Below are 21,619 nucleotides of genomic sequence, written 5' to 3'. Positions count from 1 at the left end.
AGATGCGGTTGGGAATCATTGGGGCGGGTGCAGTGGCTGTGCTGCATGCCGAAGGTGTCGCCGTCCTTGACGGACTGGAACTCAGCGCTGTGTGCGACCTTCGGGCGGACCTCGCCGCGAAGGTGGCCGCGCCCTGGGGGGCCGCGGTCTTCACCGACTACCGCCAGATGCTCGCCGCAGGCATCGTCGACGCCGTCGTGATCAATACCCCGCACAGCCTGCACAAGGAGATGGTGCTCGCCGCGGCCGCCCACGGTGTTCACGTCCTGGTGGAGAAGCCCATGGCCACCACCGTGGCGGACTGTATGGCCATGGAGGAAGCCTGCGCCGCCGCCGGCGTGGTCATGGTGGTTGGGCTGATCCAGCACTTCATGGCCGAAAAGGTGGCCCTGCAGGAGGCGCTGGCTTCCGGCCGGCTGGGGCGGGTGCTGATGATTCACGACTACCGCAGCACCGACTACCGCCCCGGCACGCGGCCGGCCTGGTTCTTCGAACGTGCCATCTCCGGGGGCGGGGCCTTTATCAACATCGGCGCGCACTGCCTGGACCGGTCCATCTGGATCGGCGGCGCGCCGGCCGTGCGCATTTCCGCCAGCACGCTCAACCGCTTCGCCGCACCGGTGGAAACGGACGGAAGCATGGAGCTGCTGCTGGCCAATGGCGTCCAGGTGCGCATCACGATTGTTTCAGATGCTCCCAGACACATGGACGAAATTTTGGTGATCTGCGAGAACGGCACCGTGACGGCAGACCCGCGCAGCGGCACATTTGTGGAGATCGACGGCAACGGCACCCAAATCCATGCAACCGCCGGTGAAGACATCCAAAATGCCTTCACCGCCCAACTGGCAGACTTTGCCGCGGCAGTGGGCGGTGCCGCGCCCAGCGTTGGCGGCGGGCACGCCAAGCATGTGGTGGAACTGGTGCTGGCGGCATATGCCTCGGCGGAATCCGGACGCCCAGTGCAACTGGACGCGTCCTTGCAGGACGCCCTGTGAGCTGGCGGGGAATTGCCGCCGATCCGGACGGTGCCCCGTTCACGGGCTGGACCCGGACCCATTGGGAAGCGGCAGCCGACGAACAAATCGCGGCGGCCTGGCGGTATTCCTCGCCCGGCGGGGCCCTGGTGCGGTTCCCCGGCGTGCGGGAGCAAGGCCCTGAAGATCTCCTTGAAGGCTTCGCCCGGACATTCCTGCTGGCCGCACTGCGCCTTGCCGGCGCGGGCGGCAACCCCGACCGGGTGCCAGCCGGGTTGGCGCACTGGTATTGCCACGCGCTCGACGCCGGGACGGCGCCCGATTCCGCTGAACGCTGGCCAATGCTGGCCGACCATGGGCAGGCCACGGTGGAGGCCACCGCCGTGGCACTGGGGCTGCACTTTACCCGCCCGTGGATTTGGGAGAGAGTCCCGCAGCGGGTCCGGGACCATACCGCGGCCTGGCTTGCCGGCTCCGCGCGGTCGTACGGCGCCGACAACAACCACGTCCTCTTTGCCGCCACCATTCAGGCCTTCCTGGGCTCGGCCGGCTACGGCCACGACGGAGCAGGCATTGAGGCGGCACTGGCCAGGATCGAGGATTGGTATGCCGGCGACGGCTGGTATTCCGACGGCGAGGGCCGCCGGTTCGACCATTACAACGCCTGGACATTCCAGCTGTACCCGTTTTTCATCCTCGAGATGTTGGCGGAGCCGGAGGCCAGCGGACGCCGGCAGGTGTACCGGAACCGCTTGGCGCAATTCGTCCACGGCTACAGCCACCTCTTCGGGGCCGACGGGGCGCCGCTGATCCAGGGCCGCTCGCTCATCTACCGCTGGGGCGTGGCGGCGCCGTTCTGGATGGCGCTGCGCGAAGGCGTCACCGCCGTCTCGCCAGGGCGGACCCGGCGCCTGGCCTCAGGTACGCTCAAGTATTTTCTCACTGGCGGAGCCGCGCCGGACGGGGTCCCCACCCTGGGTTGGCACGGGGCTGACGGGAGCATTCTGCAGTCCTACAACGCCCCCGGTTCCCCGCAGTGGGCCGCGAAGGGCTTCCTGGGTCTGCTGCTGCCTGCCGACCACCCCGCCTGGACAGAGGTCGAGGAGCCGCTTCCGGTGGAAGCGGCCGATTACACCGTCCCGCTCACGGGGCCGGCCTGGCTGGCGGTGGGGTCCCAGCGGACCGGCACGGTCCGGGTGCTCAATGCAGGCAGCGACGGGCATCCGCAAAAGGATGACCCGTTGTACCGCCGTCTGGCCTTCTCCACGGCCACCGTCCCCTGGCTCGACGCAGGGTCCGGCTGCCGGGACAACGATGTTTACCTCTCCGGGCCCGGCGCCCCCAGCCGGCATCGCGGATTGCGCGGCGGCGGCGTCCGGCCGGGTGGGGGTTCAAGCACCTTTGCACTGGATGCGGCCGGCCGCGACGTCGCGGTCCACACAGCCTTTGCCGTCCTTGACGGCCTTGAGGTGCGGGCGGCACGGCTCACCGGGGTGGTGGGGCTTGCGCCGGCCGTCGCCGGCTATGCCTGCAGCGGGCCGGAACCGTTATGCGGAACCGTGTCAGGAACGACGGCGGAAATCGCCTCCCGCCGCGGGTGCGGGGAGCGTGGCATGCCGGGGGGTCCCACCCGCTCCAACCATTCGCGCGGCGGTGCCGGGAGCCGGTCGGCCTTGTTGCTGCTGGGCAGCGACCTTGAACCGGCCGGCGGCCGGGTTGTTGACGGCGGCGCCACGATCCTGGGCAGGCATTCGGCCGTTCCGGTCATTGAGTGGGGTCCGCTGCCCGTGAACGAACTGCGCATTCTTTGGCTGTCCGGGCTGGACGAGCCGTTGGAAACGTTGCGGGAATTGGCCGGCGTCCTGAACTGGGACTGGGTTCCGGACGGGGTGCAGCTGCGGCATGGCCGCCGTCACCTGGTGATGCCCTGGCAGCGGAAGACGCCCTGGGCCGCCGATGCGATCAACCAAGGCGTCTTCCGTTGGGAACCGGCGCGGGACTAGCGGTGCAGGCCGACCTCCACGGTGCGGCCCAAAAGGCCCGCGGTGGGGATGGTGACGGCGGTGTTGCCCGCCTCGTCCTGGGACAGGGTGGCCGCCGCGGTGGACGTGATCCGGCGGTAGCGGGCACCCGTCAGCGTGATGGTGACTGAATCCGCCGCCTGCGTCGGATCGGACACCGCCAGCACGCCCTGGCCGGGATTGCCGGTGAAGAGCACACAGGCGGGCCGGTCCGCGCTCAGGGTCCCGATCGTGCCGGGGGCCCAAAACAGGGCGGCCGTCGTTTTCCCGTCCAACTCGAGGCCCTGGCCCACGGCGTCATTGCGCAGCACCCTCGGGGCGTCCTGGCGGGCCGCCTTCGCGGTGTCCTTGGCCGAAGCGCCGGGAAGCAGAGCGTAGGCGTAGGACGCATTGACCGGGGCGGTACCGTGCTCGAACAGCATGGTCGCGAACTGGCGGCTGATGGCGTTGGACGTGCCGCCCGTGTTGATGTTCTTCCAGGATCCCGTGCGCTGCTCGCGCAGCACCGTCAGGTCCCCCTTCTCCAGCAGAAGGTACCCCCCTGTCCCTTCCAGGTGGGCCCACAGTGGATTCCTGTAGCGCACCTGCGTGCCTGCCGCCGCGTTGTGCCGGCGGCCGTCCACGGTGATGGCCTGCCCGCCGTCGGCCCCCAGGTTGCGGTGTTCCACAATGCTCTCCACGGCGGCGCCGCTGGCCGTGTGGATGCCGGCGCCCAGCGCCACCACCATGTCCTTGGTGTAGAACCAGGCCTTGCGGGCCTGCAGGCCGGTGCCGCCCGGGCCGATCAAGTGCATGCCCACGGCGCCGGAATCGTCCAGCGTGACGCCGCCGGTCCACTCATTTTGCGGGGTCTTGGCACCCCATTCGCCCTCCACCTTCGGCGGCAGCGGCGTGGTGTCCACGGTGATGCCGGGCAGCCGGCTGAGATTGGCGGTGGGCCAGAAATCATTGTCAAAATGTCCCTGGTCGCCTGTATAGAGGTAGGTCATGCCGGAGCCGGTCTGGGCGCCGAGGTTGTTTTCACCGTTGCCGCATTCATACCAGGTGGTCCGCCGGCTGGACAGGCCCAGGGCGGCGGCCCAAGCCTTTCCCCGGTAGACGGAACGGTCCATGCCCGGGAAGAAGCTGTGCCCCTGCCGCTCGGCGGCCGCCCGCGGCGAGGAAGCGGCGAGTTCCTTCAGCAGGGCCGTGCGCGGGATGGATGCCCCGTCCAGCGGATTGCTGTACTTGTTGCGCGCCACCCAGCCCTTGCACAGCGCCCGCCAGCGGTTGCCGGTCGTCGCATCCACCGCACGGGCCAGCCACAGGATGGCCTCGATGGTGATGGTTCCGTCGTCAAAGCCGCGTTCCTGGGTCCGGGAGATGGCCCGGCCGCGGACCGAATCCATCATCAGCCCGTCGTGGAGGAACGGGGCAAAGGAATCCTCCACCGTGTTGAACAAAATGGTCCTGCTCGGGTCGCTGACGGCATGGTCGGAGCCGCCCAGCAGGGAGAACAGTTTGGCCAGCCCGCCCAGGAGCACCACGCCGTAGGTGCCGGTGTAGGGGATGGTGGTGTGCTGGACAAAGGAGCCGTCGGAGTAGAAGCCGTTGCCGGAGGTGACGTACTGCCACACGGGGCTCAGGGCCGTGATGGCGGCGGCCAGGCGGGCGGTGTCGCCGCCGACGATGGAGCGGACGATGATGGCCTGGCATATGTCCACCCTGTTGGCGCCCTCCGAGAGGATTTTGCCGCGGGCGTCGGAGAACTGCTTGGTGGGGTCCGGGATGAAGTGGTCAATGGCGGCGCAGTACTTTGCCCGCAGTTCGTCACCGACGTTGCCGCCCAGGATGGCCAGGGTGTCCGTCAGGGCCTTGGAGGTGCCGATCTCCCAGGACCACCAGTTGCCGTACTCGGCCTGCCCGTCGTTGTAGATGTAGGTGTTGCCATCCTCCAGGGCGCCGAGGACCTGGCCCAGCAGGACCTCGCTGCCCTGGTACCGGGATCCGGGGGTGGCCCACGCCGCGGCCATCTGTGCAAGCCGCTTGTAGCTGGTCACAATTTGCGCATCTGCCGAGAACGGCGCATCGGTGAAGACGCCCAGCCGGCCGGGGCGGGGTGCCAGGAGGGACACCGAATTTGCCACCGCCCTGTCCACGCCCGCGATGGCCGCCGTGAAGTCGGGATCGGCGGGATCAATGAGCAGGCGCCCGGTGATCTGGTCCACCCAGCGCTCGCGCAGGGCATCGAGGTCACCCGTGGTGGCGGCTTCCGCGGCCTGGGCCATGGGGGTGAATCCTGCGCTGAGCAGGCCGGCAAATGTCAGTGCGGCGGTGCCTTGCAAAATGTGTCGTCGGGATAATTCATGCGTCATTGCAGACTTCCTTTACTTTGGGACGGGCCCGGCTGGTACGTTCTGGCCCGCCGCGGTACCTCGCAGTCAAGAACACCCATAAAGGAGGAATAAAGGACTAACTGGATAGATGACGTCCTGTGGGCGCCCTGGATCGGCCCTTACACACCGTCCCAGTTTGGGCCGGTGAACGCCCCGAGCGGATCCGCGGGCCCGGCGCCCTGCGGCCGAAGGGGCCTGTGCTGGCCGGCCCCGGCGACCGGCAGCGCGGCACCGTCGAAACCAGGCACTCCGTAGCGCGCAAACCATCCGGCCAGCTGGGAACGCAACCGCACCAGCGGAAGCCGGCTGCCGACGTCGTGCGCGAATTCCATGAGGTTCATGCGCTCGCCGGGATCCGCGGCCAGGTCATACAACTCGTGGGGCCCGTGGGGATACCGGTGCACATACTTCCACTCCCGCGTGCGGATCATGCGCACGGGGCCGTATTCGTCGTAGACCACCACGGCGTCCTCCGCCCGGGCGGAGGAACCCGCGGCGGGGGCGTCGCCGGCAGGCGCCAACAGTGAGGCGAAGGAGACGCCGGGCCCGGTCTCGAAGGGTGCGGGGTCCATTCCGGCCAGCTCGAGGATGGTGGCGGCAACGTCATACGCGGAGAGCAGTTCGGTGCGCACGGAGCCCGGTGCGATGCGCCCGGGCCAGTGGAAGATGGCCGGGACCTTCACGGAGGAGTCGTACATGTTTTGCGGGAACGTGCCGTTGCCCTTCCCCCAGACGCCGTGGTGGCCGCAATTGAAGCCGTTGTCGCTGCTGAAGATGACCAGCGTGTTCTCGCGGATGCCGAGCCGGTCCAGGTGGTCCATGATCCCGCCGACCGCCGCGTCCATGGCGCTAACCGCCGCAAAATAGCCCACCAACGCGGCACGGACGTCCGGTTCACCGCCGATCGCCACGCCGTTGACGGTGGGCTGCCACGGGTGGGGCTCCTCCTGCGGGCAGCTGGCAAACTCGCAGTCTGCGTAGAGGTCCTCAAATTCCCTGGGGTGTTGGCCCTTCCACGGCTTGTGCGGGGCGGTGTAGTTCACGGCGAGGAAGAACGGCTCCTGGCGGTTGCCTTCCCGGTCCAGGAAGGCGTGCGCATCCTCCGTGATGGCGTCGGTCAGGTACTCGCTGACCTCCTCGCGCTCGCCGTTGCGGTACATGGTGGCGCGCCGGTACGGGCTGCCGCCCCCCTCCAGCCCGTACCAGTGGACGAAGCCTCGGCGCGCGGCGTCGTTCGCGCCCAAGTGCCACTTGCCGGACAGGCCCAGGCGGTAGCCGCCGTCCGCCAGGGCGTCCGTGAAGATTGCCTGCCCGGCGAGGTAGTCGGGTGCCTCGGCGCCAACCTCGACGCCGGTCAGGTAGTCGTGCACGCCGTGCCGGGACGGGATCTGCCCGGTCATGAGGCTGGCCCGCGCGGGTGAGCAGACGGGCGAGGCGCAAAAGAAGTTTTCCAGCCGGGTGCCTGCCGCGGCGAGGGCGTCCAGATGGGGTGTGCGGATGTCGCCGTTGCCGGCGCAGCCCAAGGCCCAGGGCCCTTGGTCGTCGCTAAGGATGAAGACGATGTTGGGCCGCTCTTCCGTGGTGCTGGCCATGGCTGCTCCTTATGAATGACGTGGGCCTTCCACAATTACCACCTGCCAACAAAAGGAATAAAGGAGTATTCAGGTGGGCGAAATGATCAAGGGAAAGCGGTTTCCGGCGTCTCGCGTGGGCGGTATTGTGTGGGGAAAGGCACGTGCGACGAAAGGATTGCCATGCCCCTGGCATTTTCGACCCTCGGCTGCCCGGGGAAATCCCTCGCCCAGGTCATTGAACTGGCCCACGCGTCCGGGGCCGCCGGCTTGGAACTGCGCGCCGCCGACGGCGAGTTTGTCCATCCGTCCATGGCCGCCGCCGAGCGCACGGCCGTGGCCCGGGCGCTGTCAGACGCCGGCCTGACGGTCCTTGCCCTGGCAAGTTACGTCCGGGTGTGCGCTGACGGAGCTGCCCGCCCGGGTGGGCTGGAACGGACACCCGAGGCCGAACTCACCTCCGCCGTCGACCTAGCCGCCGACCTGGGGGCGGCCCATGTGCGCGTCTTTCCGGGTGCGGGGCTGGCTCCCGCACTCGGGGAAGGTGTTCCGGCCGAGGTGACCGCGGCCGACGAACGCGGCGCCCACCGCCTGAATGCGGCGGCAGAGCTTGCCCGGCAATGCGGCGTCACGCTCCTGCTCGAAACCCATGATTCACATCCGCGCGGGGAGGACATTGCCCGGATTCTGGCCCATGTGGACCCCGCTGCCCCGGTGCGGGTCATTTGGGACCTCATGCACCCGTGGCGCCACGACGAGGCCCCGGAACGCACGGCGGAACTGCTGGCCGGATCGCTGGCGTACGCCCAGTACAAGGATGGCCTGCGGATTGCCGGGACGAACGATGTCACGCTAACGCTGCCAGGGGAGGGCGAGCTGCCCTTGCGGGCGATGCGGGAGCTGGTGGACGGGATCGCCGCCTCCCATGGCGAGCAGGATCCGTGGATCTCCCTGGAATGGGAGCGTGCCTGGCATCCGGACTTGCCCCCGCTGGCGGACGCCCTTGACGCCTTTAAGCGCGTGCTTGCCTGAATACGGCGCCGCCCTGGCGGCAACCCAACCCGGCACCACTTGCAACCCCGGAAGGAACCCCATGTCGAAGACCCCAACCGAAGCCCCCGCCCAAGCGACCAAACCCAACATCATGGTCATCATCTCCGACGACCACGGCTACGCGGACCGCTCCATCCTGGCTGTCCAGGACGACGTCACCACCCCCGCGCTGGACCGGCTGGCACGGCAGGGGACGTCGTATGAAAACGCCTATGTCACCGCACCCATTTGCTCGCCGTCGCGGGCGGGCCTGGCGGCAGGATGCTACCAGCAGCGGTGGGGTGCCCACTGGTTTACGGACTCGGAGGTGTGCCCGGCAGGGGTGCCCACCATTGCCGAACTGCTGCGCGGTGAAAGCTACGTGACAGGCTACTTTGGCAAGGTCCACTACGGCTCCGAACACCATGGCGACCGTGGCACCCCTCCGCAGCATGGTTATGACGAGTCGTTCTACGGTCTGGCCGGTGAGTCCATGGGCCGGCTGAACTACCTGCACCACTCCGAGGACGCCGTGGATGAATACGGCGAGGCGGCCTATCCCATGGCGGTGCAGCCGCTGTGGAACGGCGAGGAGCCCCAGGAACTCGAAGGCTTCCTCACCGACGCCATCGGGGAGCGAGCCCGGGCGTTCGTGGCCGCCCATGCGGACAAGCCGTTCCTGGCCACGGTGGCGTTCAACGCAGTCCACAACTTTTGCTGGCAGCTGCCCGCGGCGGAACTTGAGAAGCGCGGGCTGCCCGCCTTCGAGGACTGGAACCCCGGCGCCGGGGAGTACCTGGACTGGTATGACGGCGCTGTCAGCCCCAACCTGGAACATGGCCGGGACTACTACCTGGCGCAGCTGGAACTCATGGATGTGCAGATCGGGCTGATCCTCGACCAGCTCGACGAGCTGGGCCTGGCCGAGAACACGATCGTCATCTACCTGACCGACAACGGCGGCTCCACCTGCAACTACGGTGTGAACCTGCCGTTGCGCGGCACCAAGTACACGCTGTGGGAGGGCGGCGTCCGCGTCCCGTTCCTGCTGCGCTGGCCGGGCCGGGTGCCTGCGGGCAGCACCACGGCGGCGCTGGCCAGTTCCATGGACATCGTCCCCACCGCGCTGGCTGCCGCCGGAGCATCCCCGCAGGTGTACGCGCATTGCGACGGCCTGAACCTGCTGGCGGACGGCGGGCTTGCGGACGGTCACGACGCCCTCCACTGGGACTGCGGCTGGCAGTGGTCGGTGCGCCGCGGCGACTGGAAGCTCAGTTGGGTGGAGCCCGGGTCCCCGGTGGCTGATGCCATCCGCCAGGTGGAGCATGCCGAGCCCGGCAGCGGCTATTTCCTCGCCAACCTGGCGCAGGACCCCTCGGAGACCACCGACCTGCAGGCGCACGAACCGCAAATCCTGGCGGAGCTCATCGAGCTGCATGGGCAATGGAAGGCCGGGCTGGTGCCGGCCGGCCCGGCCTGAGCCGTCCAGCGCGGACCATGGCGCCGTGCGTGCGGGGGCGTCAGCCCCGGTGGGCGTAGATCTCGATCGGGGCGAGGATCCCGGCACGGAATGCGGCGAGCAGGTTGTCCAGCGGCGGTCCGTAGAGTCCGGCGGCCGCCGTGGCGGCCTGTTCCAGGAATGCGATGCCGGCGGCCAGCCGGTTGGCCTCCGAATCGACGACGAACCCGGCCTGCCCCAGCGCGTCCGAATACGCCAGCGGCGGCTGGACGAACGACGTGTCCGGATCGTCGGCCCAGGGCAGCGGGTACGTTTCCGGGTCGCCGCCGAGCACCATGATGTCGTAGATCGCCAGCACGCCGCCCGGTTTCAGCACGCGGGCGGCCTCGGCGAACGCGCGGTCCTTGTCACGGATGTTCATGCCCACGTGGACCCACACGGCCACGTCGTAGGAGTGCGGTTCCACCGGCAGCGACGTGGCGCTGCCCCGGCTGAACGTCACCTGCCCGTCGAGCCCCATCCGGCGGGTCAGCGACTGGGCGCCGCGCACGAACTCGGGCGTGATGTCGACCCCGTGCACGGTCGCGCCGAAATCGTGGGCCAGGTGCCGGGCCACCCCGCCCAGGCCGGAGCCGATGTCGAGCACCCGGCTCGCGCCGCTGATCCCGGCGCCGGCGGCCAGCCGGGCGGTCGCCCCCGGGCCGCCGATGTGCAGCTGGTCGGCGCCGTGCAGGTCGGCCGGGACGAACCGCTCCGGGTCCTTCCCGGCGGCCCGCACGGCGGCCAGCAGTTGTTCCTCGATGTTGGCGCGCCCGTAGTGCGCGGCCACGGATTCCTCGGTACCCATGTTCCACCTCGATTCCCGCCGGCGTTGGTGCCGATCCTACTCCTGCAACTCGCCGATGTCGGCGGCGTCGAGGATCCGGTAGGCATACCCCTGTTCGGCCAGGAACCGCTGGCGTTTCGCGGCGAAGTCGGCGTCGATCGTGTCACGCGCCACGAGCGTGTAGAAACGGGCCGTCCGCCCGTCGGACTTGGGCCGCATGAGCCGGCCGAGCCGCTGCGCCTCCTCCTGCCGGGACCCGAACGACCCCGAGACCTGGATGGCCACGGACGCCTCGGGCAGGTCGATCGAGAAGTTGGCCACCTTCGACACCACCAGGGTGTGCAGCGTGCCCGCCCGGAACTCACCGAACAGGCGCTGCCGTTCCTTCACGGACGTCGCGCCCGTGATCAGCGGGGCGTCCAGCCGGGCGGCCAGGTCGTCGAGCTGGTCTATATATTGGCCGATCACCAGCAGCTGCTCGCCGGCGTGCCGGGCCACGAGCGTCTCCACCACGGCGGACTTCGTATCACTCGTTGAGCACAGCCGGTACTTGTCGGCGTCGTCGGCCATCGCGTACGCCATCCGCTCATCCTGCGGCAGGTCGACGCGCACCTCCACGCAATCGGCCGGGGCGATGTACCCCTGCGCCTCGATGTCCTTCCACGGCGCGTCGTAGCGTTTCGGCCCGATCAGCGAGAACACCTCACCCTCCCGGCCGTCCTCGCGCACCAGCGTGGCCGTCAGCCCGAGCCGGCGCCGGGCCTGCAGGTCGGCCGTCATGCGGAAGATCGGCGCCGGCAGCAGGTGCACCTCGTCGTAGATGATCAGTCCCCAGTCGTTGCCGTTGAGCAGTTCCAGATGCGGGTACAGCCCGCCGCGGCGCATGGCCAGCACCTGGTAGGTGGCGATCGTGACGGGCCGGACCTCCTTGACGGCGCCGGAATATTCGCCGATCTCCGCCTCCGTCAGCGTGGTCCGGCGCAGCAGCTCATCCTTCCACTGCCGGGCCGAGACCGTGTTCGTGACCAGGATCAGCGTCGTGGTCCCGGAGACGGCCATGGCGGCCGCGCCCACCAGCGTCTTGCCCGCACCACAGGGAAGCACCACCACGCCCGAGCCGCCGGCCCAGAAGTTCTCCACCGCCAGGTTTTGGTACGGACGCAGCGACCAGCCCGTCCCGCTTCCGGGCTCGGAAGCCGTCAGCGCGATCGGGTGCGGCGTGCCGTCGACGTACCCGGCCAGGTCCTCCGCCGGCCAGCCGGCCCTGAGCAGCAGCTGCTTGAGCGTGCCACGCTGGGACGAATGCACCACGACCGTCAGCGGATCGATGCGCGGGCCCAGCAGCGGCCCGATCTTCTTCGCCCGCGACACCTCCTCCAACACCGGGAAATCGGTGGTCCGCATGACCAGCCCGTGCACTGGGTCCTTCTCCAGGCGCAGCCGCCCATACCGGGACATGACCTCCTCGATGTCGACCAGCAGCGCGTGCGGCACCGGGAACCGCGAGTACGTCAGCAGCGTGTCGAGCACCTGCTCGGCGTCGAGCCCGGCGGCCCGCGCATTCCACAACCCCAGCGGCGTGATCCGGTACGTGTGCACGTGTTCGGGCGCGCGCTCCAGTTCGGCGAACGCGGCGATGGCGTGCCGCGCGGCCGTGGCCGCCTCATGGCCGACCTCCAGCAGGATGGTCTTGTCGCTCTGCACGATCAGCGGTCCGTCGCTCACGCGTCCTCCTCCGGCTCGACGTCCATGATCCGGTGGATGCCGAAAATCCGTTCACTGTCATGGCCCGGGTCAAACGCCCGCACCCGCCCCTCGGCGATGCTCAGCGGATACAGCCGCAGCGTCTCCACCTCGCCCGAGCCGCTGGCCGTGGTCAGCCGCACGGCCCGCCGGTGCCGCACGGCCGAGCGCAGCGTTTCCAGCACGATGGCCGGGGCCGCCTCGCCGGCGCCGTGCGTGAGCACCGGTTTGCTGCGCAGCAGCACCAGTTGCGCGCCCACCTCATCCGGTTCGGCCAGCCGGTTGCCGGGAAGCACGACGCCGTTTGCCGCCGTCGTGCCCACGCTCGCCACCGCCTGGGGTGCCTCGTAGGGGGCGGGTTCGCCGCCGCGGGACGGTCGCGTCGCCGTCCGGGCGGGACCGCCGGACCACAGTCCCGCGCCCAGTCCCGCGCCCGGCCCGGCGCCACGGGACGGGTCCGCCGCGAGGGCCGGCGGCAGCCCGGCCTTGCGCAGCGCCGCGGCCACGGCCCGCGGCGGCGCGGGGGAGACCAGCACGGTGGGCGCCAGCGCCGTGAACGCCAGCGGCGCGAACGCGTCCCCGGCGAGGAGCCCGGCCAGCAACGCGGTGTCCTCGCTCGTGACGAACGTGGCGCCGGAGCCGACGGTCAGCAACCCGTGCCGGGCGGCCGTGTCGCGGACCAGATACTCCAGCGGCTGCGGGATGTCGGTGGCGGCGTGTTCGACCAGGAATGCCATGATGGACTCGGCCGACCGGCCGGCGTCCAGGGCCCGCCGGATCGACGCCGCGCCGAATCGGTAGATCGTGGCCGGACCCTGCCCCTCGGCGTCGGCCAGCAGTGCCAGTTCGCCGGCCAGCCGGGGCGAGAGGAACCCCGGCGCCACGGCGGTCAGGTCGGCCTGCAACAGCACCTTCTCCACCGGCGCCGGCAACGCCGCGTCCAGCAGGTCCAGCGCATCGTCCCAGCGGCCGGCGACGACGGCGGCTCCCACGGCCGTCAACGCCCCCGAGCCCGTCACGCCCAACCGTTCGGCCTCGGCCAGGACGCCCGGCAGCACGGCGTGGAGGCGGTGCGCCAGGCGCGGGCGGCGCCACGCGGCCCGCACGACCACGGCGTCCGGGCCCGCCACGGGTTCCGTCGCGTCGTCCCGGCGCCCTTCAGCATGCACTTCGGCGACCGTTTCCAGCGCCAGCCGCCGCAGCACGGGAGCATCGGGCCGGAACGCCTCCGCGGCCAGCGCGTTCACGGCCGGGCTGCCCGTGCCGACGACCCCCGGCAGCCGGTCGCCGGCCAGCCAGGCGCTGGCCAGCCACAACCACTGTTCCGGGCGCTCGCGGTCCGGCCAGCCGGTCGGCGCCACGCGCCACCGTGAGGTGTCCGGGTCAAGCGTGACCAGGTGCGCCATGGCCGCCAATTCCAAGTGAAAGCACACCTGTGCCATATCCGTCGACAGGGTCTTGGCTAGCCGGCGGACCTCGCGCACGCCCACGCCGCCGCTGCGCAGCGTTTGCACCGGCGTCGCGGACACCTCACCGAGCAGTGCGGTCATTGCGCGCAGTGACGATCCGATGGCGCTCAGCGCCGCGTTCGCGCACACGGACGTCTTCACGCGTTCCACCGGGACGGCGGGCGGGGCCGGGGCGAAATCGGCGATGATGCGGCCGCGCCGCAGCAGGACGCCGACCTCGAACGGGAGCTCCACGTGGAAGTCGTCGATGGCGACCAGCAGCCCGTGGAACAACAGCCAGTCGACGGGATTGGCCCCGGCCGCCTCCGCCGACACTGAACGCCGCGCCCCGCTGACCGTCCCCAACGGGCTGTCCACGAATTTCTCCAGCACCCCGAGGGCCTGCGGCGGTGCCCCGGCGAGCAGGCCGGCAAGTTCGGCGGGGTCGAGTTCAAGGGCCGGATGCCTGCTCTGCGGCCGTGCGGCGGCAAGCTCGCGCAGCGGGCGCCCGAGCCCGGCCGGGTGCGCACCCAACACTTCGCGCACAGAGGTGAGAGCCGCGAATCGGGGCGCGCCGCCGTCGTTCTTCACATCCTCTTTATCGGGCTCTTGATCGGGTGGCGGCGCGGCCACGACCAGGGCCAGCCGGTGCAGTGCCGCCACGAGGCCGGACACCATGTCCGGGTCCGCGCCGGCGATCACCCCGGCAAGCTCGGGCACCGTCCGGTACTTGTCCTGTTCGGGGTCGGTGACCAGCACCATGGCCTGCAGCGTTTGCAGCTGCGGCAGGGTCAACCGTTCCACGGCGCGCGACAGGCTGGCCCGGCTGGACGCGCGGGCGGCCAGGGCCGCGAAATCGGCCACCGGCGGGTGCCACAGATCCGCCCGGGCGGCGAACAGGCTGCGCAGGCTGGCATCGGACCGGGCGGCCAGCTCGGGGATCAGCGACCGAAGAGAGGACATCGGTTCAACGCTACCGCGTACAGATCATAGTTGGTTGTGCCGGGTTGGTGGGGCGTTGGTCAGAGCCGGCGCCGGCGCCGCACGGCCCGGACCAGGCCCGCACCCATCATGACGAAGGCGACCGGCAGCCCGATCATGGCGATCCAGTCGAATCCCACCCACGGGTGCCCGCCACCCCACTTCTGCAGCAGCACGAGGGCCAGCGACACCACCCCGGCCACGGCCAGCACCGCCGCCGCGGCATTGAACACGAGCCAGCGGCGCTCGGCGGGATCGGTGGGTTGGGACAACTCGCTCATGCCCATAACGCTAACAGCGGACAGCGGGGCCCCTCCAGCCGACGGGCGGCCCGCGACGCGATAACCTAGAGGCTAGTAGACCGGCACGGGACGGGCCGAATGTACGCACTGCATGTTTCACAGTGGCCGGTACGGCGTGAGAACGCGCAGCCCTCCCATGCGCCCCGACTGAAATACGTGAGGAAAACCGAAGTGCCCATCGGAAAAGTGAAGTGGTACGACAACGAGAAGGGCTTCGGCCTGATCATCGACGAGGACGGCCGCGAGGTGTTCCTGCGATCCAACCAGCTGCCCGCCGCCGCCGGTGAGATCCGCCCCGGCACCCGGATGGAGTTCGGCATCGCGGAGAGCCGCCGCGGCGCCCAGGCCATGAACGCGCACCTACTCGACCAGGGCCCGTCCGTGGCCAAGGCCAAGCGGATGCCGGCCAGGGACCTGGCCCCGATCGTGCAGGACCTGGTCAGCCTGCTGGAACGCTCCGTCGGCTCCCTGACCAACGGCAAATACCCCGAGGGCGACGCCGCCAGGATCGCCGCGGCGCTGCGCAAGGTCGCCGACAATTTCGACGCATAGGAACCCCCATGACTGAACCGTCCGCTGCCCCTGGCACCGAAACAGGCACCGAAACAGCCACCGGGCCGGACGTGTCCGGCGCGCCGGCCGCGCCGGTGCGCCCGCGCGCCGGCCTGCCCGTGTGGCGCACCGGCAAGCCTGACGCGTTCCTGGCCGACGCCGTCGAACAGGCCCGCGCGGCGCTGGCCGACATCGCCGCGCCCGGGCAGATCGGTGCGCACGTGGCCGTCCGCAGCGAGGGCGTGCGCACGGTCACCCACCTGTTCGAAAGCAAACTGGCCGGGTACCGGGGCTGGGTCTGGTTTGCCACGCTGACCCGGCTGTCCCGCTCCAAGGACGCCACCGTCAACGAGGTCGGCCTGCTGCCCACCGAGGACTCCGTGCTGGCACCGGCCTGGGTGCCGTGGGCCGACCGCCTGCGCCCCGAGGACGCCAAGGCAGAGCCGGTGGTCGAGCCCGTCGATCGGTGATCGAGCTTGTCGAGACCCACGGTGGTCGAGCTTGTCGAGACCTACGGTGATTTCGACGGGCTCAATCACCGCGGTGATCGAGCTTGTCGAGACCTGCGGTGATTTCGACAAGCTCAATCACCGGCTTTCGACGGGCCCAATCACCGGAACCTGATTACAGGTTCTCGATGACGAAGTCGAGGCACTTCGTCAGGGCCGTGATGTCGTCCGGCTCGATCGCCACGAACGTGGCGATGCGCAGCTGGTTGCGGCCGAGCTTGCGGTACGGCTCGGTGTCCACGATGCCGTTGGCGCGCAGCACCTTCGCGACGTCGGCGGCGTCCACGGACTCGTCGAAATCGATGGTGACGATGACGTTGGAGCGGTCCTCGGGCCTGGCCACGAACGGGGTCGCCACGGCGGACGCCTCGGCCCACGAATACAGCCGGCCGGCCGAATCGGCGGTGCGCTTGGCGGCGAAGTCCAGCCCGCCGCTGGCATTGAGCCACTTGACCTGTTCGTTCAGGGTGACCAGCGTCGACAGGGCAGGCGTGTTGTACGTCTGGTTCTTCAGCGAGTTCTCGATCGCGGTGTTCAGGTTCAGGAAGTCCGGGACCCAGCGTCCGGTGGCGCCAATCCGGGCCGCCCGCTCCAGCGCGGCCGGGGAGAACAGCGCAAGCCACAGGCCGCCGTCGGACGCGAAGTTCTTCTGCGGCGCGAAGTAGTAGACATCCGTTTCGTTGACATCCACGGCCAGGCCGCCGGCGGCCGAGGTGGCGTCGATGACGACCAGGGCGCCCGCATCGGCGCCCGGCACGCGCTGCACGGGAGCGGCCACGCCCGTGGACGTCTCGTTCTGCGGCCAGGCGTACACATCCACGCCGGCCTCGGCGACCGGCACCGGGCGCGTGCCCGGCTCGGCCGTCAGGATGGAGGACGCCGCCAGGAACGGGGCCTTGTTCGTCGCGGCGGCGAACTTCGAACCGAATTCACCGAAGGACAGGTGCTGCGCCTTGTTCTCAACGAGGCCGAACGAGGCCACGTCCCAGAACGCCGTCGAGCCGCCCACGCCCAGGATGACCTCGTAGCCCTCCGGCGCGCGGAAGAAATCGCGCAACCCGTCGCGGACCTCGCCGACCAGGTTCTTCACGGGGGCCTGGCGGTGGGAAGTGCCCAGCAGGGTGGCGCCGGCCGCCGACAGGGCCGCAACCTGCTCCGGACGGACCTTGGACGGGCCGGCGCCGAAACGGCCGTCGGCCGGGTGCAGATTGGCAGGGATGGTGAGGGGCGTGGATTCGCTCACGAGGTGGCTCCAATGGAAGGGGTAAAGGGATGGGCGCGCCAATGGCTACGGCCAATTCTGCCGTAGCCGCGGGCATGCGCGGAAACGCGGACCGCATCGTGGCGGCCCGTGACGCGGGGCAGGCGGCCGGTGCCGGGCGGGATTTTCGTCCCTATATAGGGCGAGATAACGTAGTGGTAGGGACCGGGCCGTTGCACGAGGGCCACCGAAATGCGCCAGAAGGACAAAGACGTGACTGATCTGATCGATACGACGGAAATGTACCTGCGGACAATTCTGGAACTCGAAGAGGAAAACATCGTCGCGCTGCGCGCCCGTATCGCCGAACGACTGCACCACTCGGGTCCCACCGTCTCCCAGACCATCGGCCGGATGGAACGCGACGGGCTGGTCGTCGTCACCGTCGACCGGCACCTGGAACTGACGGCGGCCGGACGGGACAAGGCCACCCGGGTCATGCGCAAGCACCGCCTTGCCGAACGCCTCCTCGCCGACGTGATCGGGCTGGACTGGGCCTACGTGCACGACGAGGCCTGCCGATGGGAGCACGTCATGAGCGAACGGGTCGAGGAGCGGCTCTTCGCGCTGCTGGGCCGGCCCGTGGAATCCCCGTACGGGAACCCGATACCCGGGCTGGAGGAACTCGGCGGCCAGGAGGCCCCACAGTTCGCCGCCGGGCTCAAGACGCTTCTCGAGGCCATGGACGGCTACGCGCCCGACCAGCAGGTCACCATCCACCGGCTCTCCGAACGCATCCAGGTGGAGCCGGAACTGCTCACCCAACTCGACGAGGCCGGGCTGCGACCGGGCGCCAGGATCTCCCTGGAAAAGGTCGGGGACTACATCTCCGTGCGCGTTCCGGACATCGACGGGGCGCTCGAGTTGCCGCCCGAGGTGGCCGTGCACGTCTTCGTCGCCGTCGCCTGACACGGCGGCCGCCCGAACGTCCGGCGAGCCCGGGCAGGATGATCACGGATGTGTCACGGCGAAAAAACTACCGTATAGTAGCTTTTCATACGCCGTAACCAAAGCGTTACCATTCGTCGCAGCCGAACCCTACCCCGGCGGATGGAATCAACACCGAGGGTAGGGGCGGGGGAACCACATTGTTGACGGCGGGAAACCGCCGTCTTGGGGTGAAGCCGGTTCCCGCAACGCCATGCTTGTGCACGCGCCCGAACGGGCGGGTGCGATGCCGTGCGTGCGGGTCCGGCCGGGTCGATTGCAACTACTCTCTGGCCCGAATCCGACAGCTAACTTCGCAGGCACATCAGAGAGGTAATGAGTGTCCGAGGTTAAACAGCACGGCCGCCGCCGCGCGTCCCTTCCGCCTGCCGTCATCGTCGACACGACCCCCGTGGTCCTGCCCAGCCGCCGCGCGGCACTGGCGGCCGAACGCGCCGCACCCCGGCCCGCGGCGCGCAGCGCATTCCTGCACGGGGCAAGCCAAAAAGTCGGTCTCACGCTGGCCGCCACCGGCCTGGTCCTGACCGTGTCGCTGCCGGCCACCTCGGGCACGCTGGCCGCCGAGGAGACACCCCTCGTGCACGAGGACCGGACCGTGTCCGCCAGGGCCGACGCGCCCATCGACTTTGCCGCCCCCGCCGTGGCCAGCTCGCTCGACGCCGACGGCAGGCTCAAGCAGACCCTGAAGGTGGAGGCCTCCCACGTCGCGCCGGCAGCGGCCAAGGGCACGCTCGGCGCGCCGTTGAGGTCCATGGTGCCCAGCTCGCCCTTCGGGCAGCGGGTGAGCCCCATCACCGGCGAGGTGGGCGAGACGCACCGCGGCCAGGACTTCGCCATCGCGTGCGGGACGGACGTCTTCGCCGCCGCCGGTGGCACGGTGACGTTCGCCGGCTGGCACCCCTACGGCGGCGGCAATCGCGTGGTCGTCGACCACGGGAACGGGTTGTCCACCACGTACAACCACCTCAGTGAGATCAAGGTCACAGTGGGGCAGAAGCTGGAGCGCGGCCAGGTCCTGGCGCTCTCCGGCACCACGGGCGCTTCCACGGGGTGCCACCTGCACTTCGAGGTCATGGTCGATGACGAGGTCGTCGACCCCATGGGCTGGCTGTAGTCCCCACGCCCTCCCGTTGATCCATCGCTGGCGCGATGTACCAACGGGTCCCTCGGGCGCGTGGGCCCAGTTGTCCACAACGCGCCGTGACCTGAATGTGACATTGCATCGGATATGTTGTACCGTCGTAACCGCGTCAACTTCGCATAAAGGTGACGTTCATGGGTGGATTGCCAAACTCTGCCACCGCTCATGATCCGTTCGTAACACATCGTCTGGCAGGGGCGGGGGAACCATTATCGGGCTTCCAACCATGGAAGCCCTAGGGGTGAAGCCGCAAAGCATCCACCGGTGACACGGGGGTGTGGAGCGGCCGGGTGACTCCCATCCGAATCCGACAGCTTACCTCGCAGGCTTTGGGAGAGGATCCAATCTTGTCTTCAACAGCTACTCTCGGGCGCCACCGCGCCGAGGTCGCAAAGACCAGCTCGATCTCCGTCATCGCCAAAACCGTAAGCTCCAACGTCGGTGGTGTCGGACGCCAGGCAGCCGTGGTTGCTGCCGCTTCGGGTCTTGTCCTGACCTCGGGAATCGCGGCCAACGCCGCCGAGCCGCATGTCCAGCGCGTCTCCGACGCCACGTCCACCCTCAACGTCGCCGCGGGTCTGGCTCCTGCCGTGACCGCGGCGTCCACGGTGAAGATCTCCTTCGCCGCCCCGGCCGTCTCCTCCACGCCGGCCCCCGTGGCTCCGGCCGTCGAGGCCCAGGCCAACAACGTGGTTGCCGACGCAACACAGGCCGCCGACGCCACTGTTGCCCAGGCGACCCAGGCCGCCGCCCCCACGGTGACGGTGACCCCGGCACCCGCCGCCCAGCCGGCCCCGGCCACCAAGTCCGGCATCGGCGCCACGATCCTTGCCGCTGCCTACGCCCAGCTGGGTGTGGTGCAGGACTGCACCGCGCTGGTCAGCAACTCGCTCGCCGCCGCCGGCATCAACTACCACGGCTGGCCGGCCGGCTACCTGTCCCTGGGCCGCACCGAATCGGCCGCCGAGGCCCAGCCGGGCGACCTCATCTACTACGACAACGCCGGTGCCGGTGTTCCCCACATCGCCGTCTACGCGGGCGACGGGATGGCCATCCACGGCGGCTTCAACGGGTCCACCGTGAAGTTCACCGCGTACCTGGGTTCCGGCCCGGTCTTCATCGCGATGGGCCACTAGGACCACAGCCTCGAAAAAGGGATCCGATTCTTCGTGAATCGGGTCCCTTTTTCGTGGCCGATATTTCCGCTTAGGACACACCCAGAAATAACTAAGACTAATCGTCTTTTTGGTGGGATAATGGCGTATGCCCATTTCCGCTGAAATCGTTGAAGTCCTGCGTGCGAAGTTCGATACGATCCTGCCCCATCTCGATGAGCGGGCGACGCGGTTGCTGTTGGGGGCCGAGGCCCGCTCGCTGGGTCACGGCGGGATTGCCGCGGTGGCCCGGGCCTCCGGTGCCGCACGCTCAAGGGTCCAGCAGGGAGTGAATGAGTTGGAAGCTGGTATCGCCCCGCTTGAAGGCGTCCGCAAGCCCGGGGCGGGACGGAAGACCCTGGTCGAGAAGGACCCGGGCCTGGTCCCGGCACTGCTGGCGATCGTGGAACCGACCCGGCGCGGGGACCCGGAATCACCGTTGTCCTGGACGACCCTCTCCACGGCGAAGCTGGCCGCCGAACTGACCGAACAAGGACACCGGGTGGGGGCGGAGACCGTGGCGAAACTGCTCAAGGGCAACGGCTTCAGCCTGCAGGCCAACACCAAGACCCTCGAAGGCACTCAGCACCCGGACCGAAACGAGCAATTCGGCTACATCAACGCCCAGGCCACCGACCACCTGGATGCCGGGGACCCGGTCGTCAGCATCGATGCCAAGAAAAAAGAGCTCGTCGGGGCCTACAAGAACAAGGGCGCCGAATGGCGCCCGGCCGGGGACCCCGAACGGGTCAGGGTCCACGACTTCATCGACAAGGAGCTCGGAAAGGCCAACCCCTACGGCGTCTATGACGTGGGCACCAACACCGGATGGGTCTCCGTGGGCACCGACCACGACACTGCGGCGTTCGCCGTGAACACCATCCGCTCCTGGTGGAACACCGCCGGGAACGTCACCCACCCGGGCGCCAGTCGGCTGCTGGTCACCGCCGACGGCGGCGGCTCCAACGGCTACCGGACCAGGCTCTTCAAGACCGAACTTGCCGCCCTGGCCACCGAAACAGGACTGGAGATCACCGTCTGCCACCTGCCCCCGGGCACCAGCAAATGGAACAAGATCGAGCACAAGCTCTTCTCCCACATCTCCATGAACTGGCGCGGCCGGCCCCTGACCAGCCACGAAGTCATCGTCAATTCCATCGCCGCAACCACCACCACAACAGGACTCAGAGTCCATGCCGAACTCGACACCAACGTATACCCCACCGGCGTGAAAATCCCCGATAAGGACATGGCGGAACTGGCGTCCAGCGGCACCCTCACCAGACACAAATGGCACCCCGAATGGAACTACACGTGCG

At 69.1% G+C, this 21,619-nt stretch carries 17 protein-coding genes and 2 riboswitches; of the genes, 10 read left to right on the top strand and 7 right to left on the bottom strand.

Translation table 11 applies throughout. From position 1 onward, the window contains the following. The first annotated feature begins 2 nt into the window (after positions 1-2). Positions 3-998 (top strand): Gfo/Idh/MocA family protein, encoded by a 996-nt coding sequence (locus EJC77_RS03000; RefSeq protein ID WP_125610093.1) that lies wholly within the window; start codon positions 3-5, stop codon positions 996-998. Then, positions 995-2,980 (top strand): DUF2264 domain-containing protein, encoded by a 1,986-nt coding sequence (locus EJC77_RS02995; RefSeq protein ID WP_164520300.1) that lies wholly within the window; start codon positions 995-997, stop codon positions 2,978-2,980. The genes EJC77_RS03000 and EJC77_RS02995 overlap by 4 nt, the downstream gene beginning before the upstream one ends. On the opposite strand, the gene EJC77_RS02990 is transcribed toward EJC77_RS02995, so the two are convergent. Continuing rightward, positions 2,977-5,352 carry a polysaccharide lyase 8 family protein gene (locus tag EJC77_RS02990; protein WP_125610091.1) on the bottom strand — a complete coding sequence of 792 codons (2,376 nt, stop codon included), beginning with the start codon at positions 5,350-5,352 and terminating at the stop codon, positions 2,977-2,979. The two genes, EJC77_RS02995 and EJC77_RS02990, sit on opposite strands and share 4 nt — an antisense overlap. 140 nt (positions 5,353-5,492) lie before the next feature. Next, the gene (locus tag EJC77_RS02985) at positions 5,493-6,965 is read right to left on the bottom strand and encodes a sulfatase family protein (RefSeq protein ID WP_125610090.1); all 1,473 of its coding nucleotides are present in this window, start codon (positions 6,963-6,965) and stop codon (positions 5,493-5,495) included. Positions 6,966-7,127: 162 nt separating this feature from the next. Between EJC77_RS02985 and EJC77_RS02980 the strand changes: the two genes are divergently transcribed. Continuing rightward, positions 7,128-7,976: a sugar phosphate isomerase/epimerase family protein gene (locus EJC77_RS02980; RefSeq protein ID WP_205786805.1), complete on the top strand. Its 849-nt coding sequence runs from the start codon at positions 7,128-7,130 to the stop codon at positions 7,974-7,976. Between the two features lie 61 nt (positions 7,977-8,037). Next, the gene (locus EJC77_RS02975) at positions 8,038-9,456 is read left to right on the top strand and encodes a sulfatase family protein (RefSeq protein ID WP_125610089.1); all 1,419 of its coding nucleotides are present in this window, start codon (positions 8,038-8,040) and stop codon (positions 9,454-9,456) included. Between the two features lie 40 nt (positions 9,457-9,496). Here EJC77_RS02975 and EJC77_RS02970 read toward each other — a convergent pair whose 3' ends face one another. The 4 genes from EJC77_RS02970 to EJC77_RS02955 are packed head-to-tail and all read right to left on the bottom strand — an operon-like array spanning position 9,497 to position 14,714. Next, the gene (locus EJC77_RS02970; RefSeq protein WP_125610088.1) at positions 9,497-10,282 is read right to left on the bottom strand and encodes a class I SAM-dependent methyltransferase; all 786 of its coding nucleotides are present in this window, start codon (positions 10,280-10,282) and stop codon (positions 9,497-9,499) included. A gap of 36 nt (positions 10,283-10,318) precedes the next feature. Next, on the bottom strand, positions 10,319-11,986 hold the full coding sequence (locus EJC77_RS02965) for a DNA repair helicase XPB (protein WP_125610087.1): 1,668 nt from the start codon (positions 11,984-11,986) through the stop codon (positions 10,319-10,321). Next, on the bottom strand, positions 11,983-14,415 hold the full coding sequence (locus tag EJC77_RS02960; RefSeq protein ID WP_125610086.1) for a helicase-associated domain-containing protein: 2,433 nt from the start codon (positions 14,413-14,415) through the stop codon (positions 11,983-11,985). The genes EJC77_RS02965 and EJC77_RS02960 overlap by 4 nt, the downstream gene beginning before the upstream one ends. Positions 14,416-14,474: 59 nt before the next feature. Beyond that, positions 14,475-14,714, bottom strand: a complete 240-nt coding sequence (locus EJC77_RS02955) for a hypothetical protein (RefSeq protein ID WP_125610085.1) — start codon at positions 14,712-14,714, stop codon at positions 14,475-14,477. A gap of 192 nt (positions 14,715-14,906) precedes the next feature. Here EJC77_RS02955 and EJC77_RS02950 point away from each other — a divergent pair, with 192 nt between their 5' ends. Together EJC77_RS02950 and EJC77_RS02945 are read left to right on the top strand one after the other, a co-directional pair. Then, on the top strand, positions 14,907-15,287 hold the full coding sequence (locus EJC77_RS02950; protein WP_125610084.1) for a cold-shock protein: 381 nt from the start codon (positions 14,907-14,909) through the stop codon (positions 15,285-15,287). An 8-nt stretch (positions 15,288-15,295) separates the two neighbouring features. Then, on the top strand, positions 15,296-15,757 hold the full coding sequence (locus EJC77_RS02945) for a DUF3027 domain-containing protein (RefSeq protein WP_125610083.1): 462 nt from the start codon (positions 15,296-15,298) through the stop codon (positions 15,755-15,757). Positions 15,758-15,911: 154 nt separating this feature from the next. Here the strand turns inward: EJC77_RS02945 and serC are convergent, their stop codons facing one another. After that, positions 15,912-17,039: a phosphoserine transaminase gene (gene serC / locus EJC77_RS02940; protein WP_125610082.1), complete on the bottom strand. Its 1,128-nt coding sequence runs from the start codon at positions 17,037-17,039 to the stop codon at positions 15,912-15,914. 231 nt (positions 17,040-17,270) lie between these two features. Between serC and EJC77_RS02935 the strand changes: the two genes are divergently transcribed. From EJC77_RS02935 to EJC77_RS02920, 4 genes are all read left to right on the top strand, one after another. Further along, a complete protein-coding gene (locus EJC77_RS02935; RefSeq protein WP_125610081.1) occupies positions 17,271-17,966 on the top strand; it encodes an iron-dependent transcriptional repressor DtxR in 696 nt (231 codons plus the stop codon). A 110-nt stretch (positions 17,967-18,076) separates the two neighbouring features. Next, positions 18,077-18,322, top strand: a riboswitch (cyclic di-AMP (ydaO/yuaA leader). Positions 18,323-18,324: 2 nt separating this feature from the next. After that, the gene (locus tag EJC77_RS02930; RefSeq protein WP_125610080.1) at positions 18,325-19,119 is read left to right on the top strand and encodes a peptidoglycan DD-metalloendopeptidase family protein; all 795 of its coding nucleotides are present in this window, start codon (positions 18,325-18,327) and stop codon (positions 19,117-19,119) included. 195 nt (positions 19,120-19,314) lie between these two features. Further along, positions 19,315-19,489, top strand: a riboswitch (cyclic di-AMP (ydaO/yuaA leader). A 4-nt stretch (positions 19,490-19,493) separates the two neighbouring features. Further along, on the top strand, positions 19,494-20,282 hold the full coding sequence (locus tag EJC77_RS02925) for an NlpC/P60 family protein (protein WP_125610079.1): 789 nt from the start codon (positions 19,494-19,496) through the stop codon (positions 20,280-20,282). A 127-nt stretch (positions 20,283-20,409) separates the two neighbouring features. Continuing rightward, positions 20,410-21,619, top strand: a 1,210-nt coding sequence (locus tag EJC77_RS02920) for an ISAzo13 family transposase (RefSeq protein ID WP_125610137.1), incomplete at its 3' end; no start/stop codon positions are given.

Source organism: Specibacter cremeus (genome assembly GCF_003946885.1).
GTDB classification, from domain to species: Bacteria; Actinomycetota; Actinomycetes; order Actinomycetales; family Micrococcaceae; genus Specibacter; species Specibacter cremeus.
Note: the sequence above shows the minus strand (reverse complement) of the source record. Positions and strands in the feature narration are given on the sequence as shown.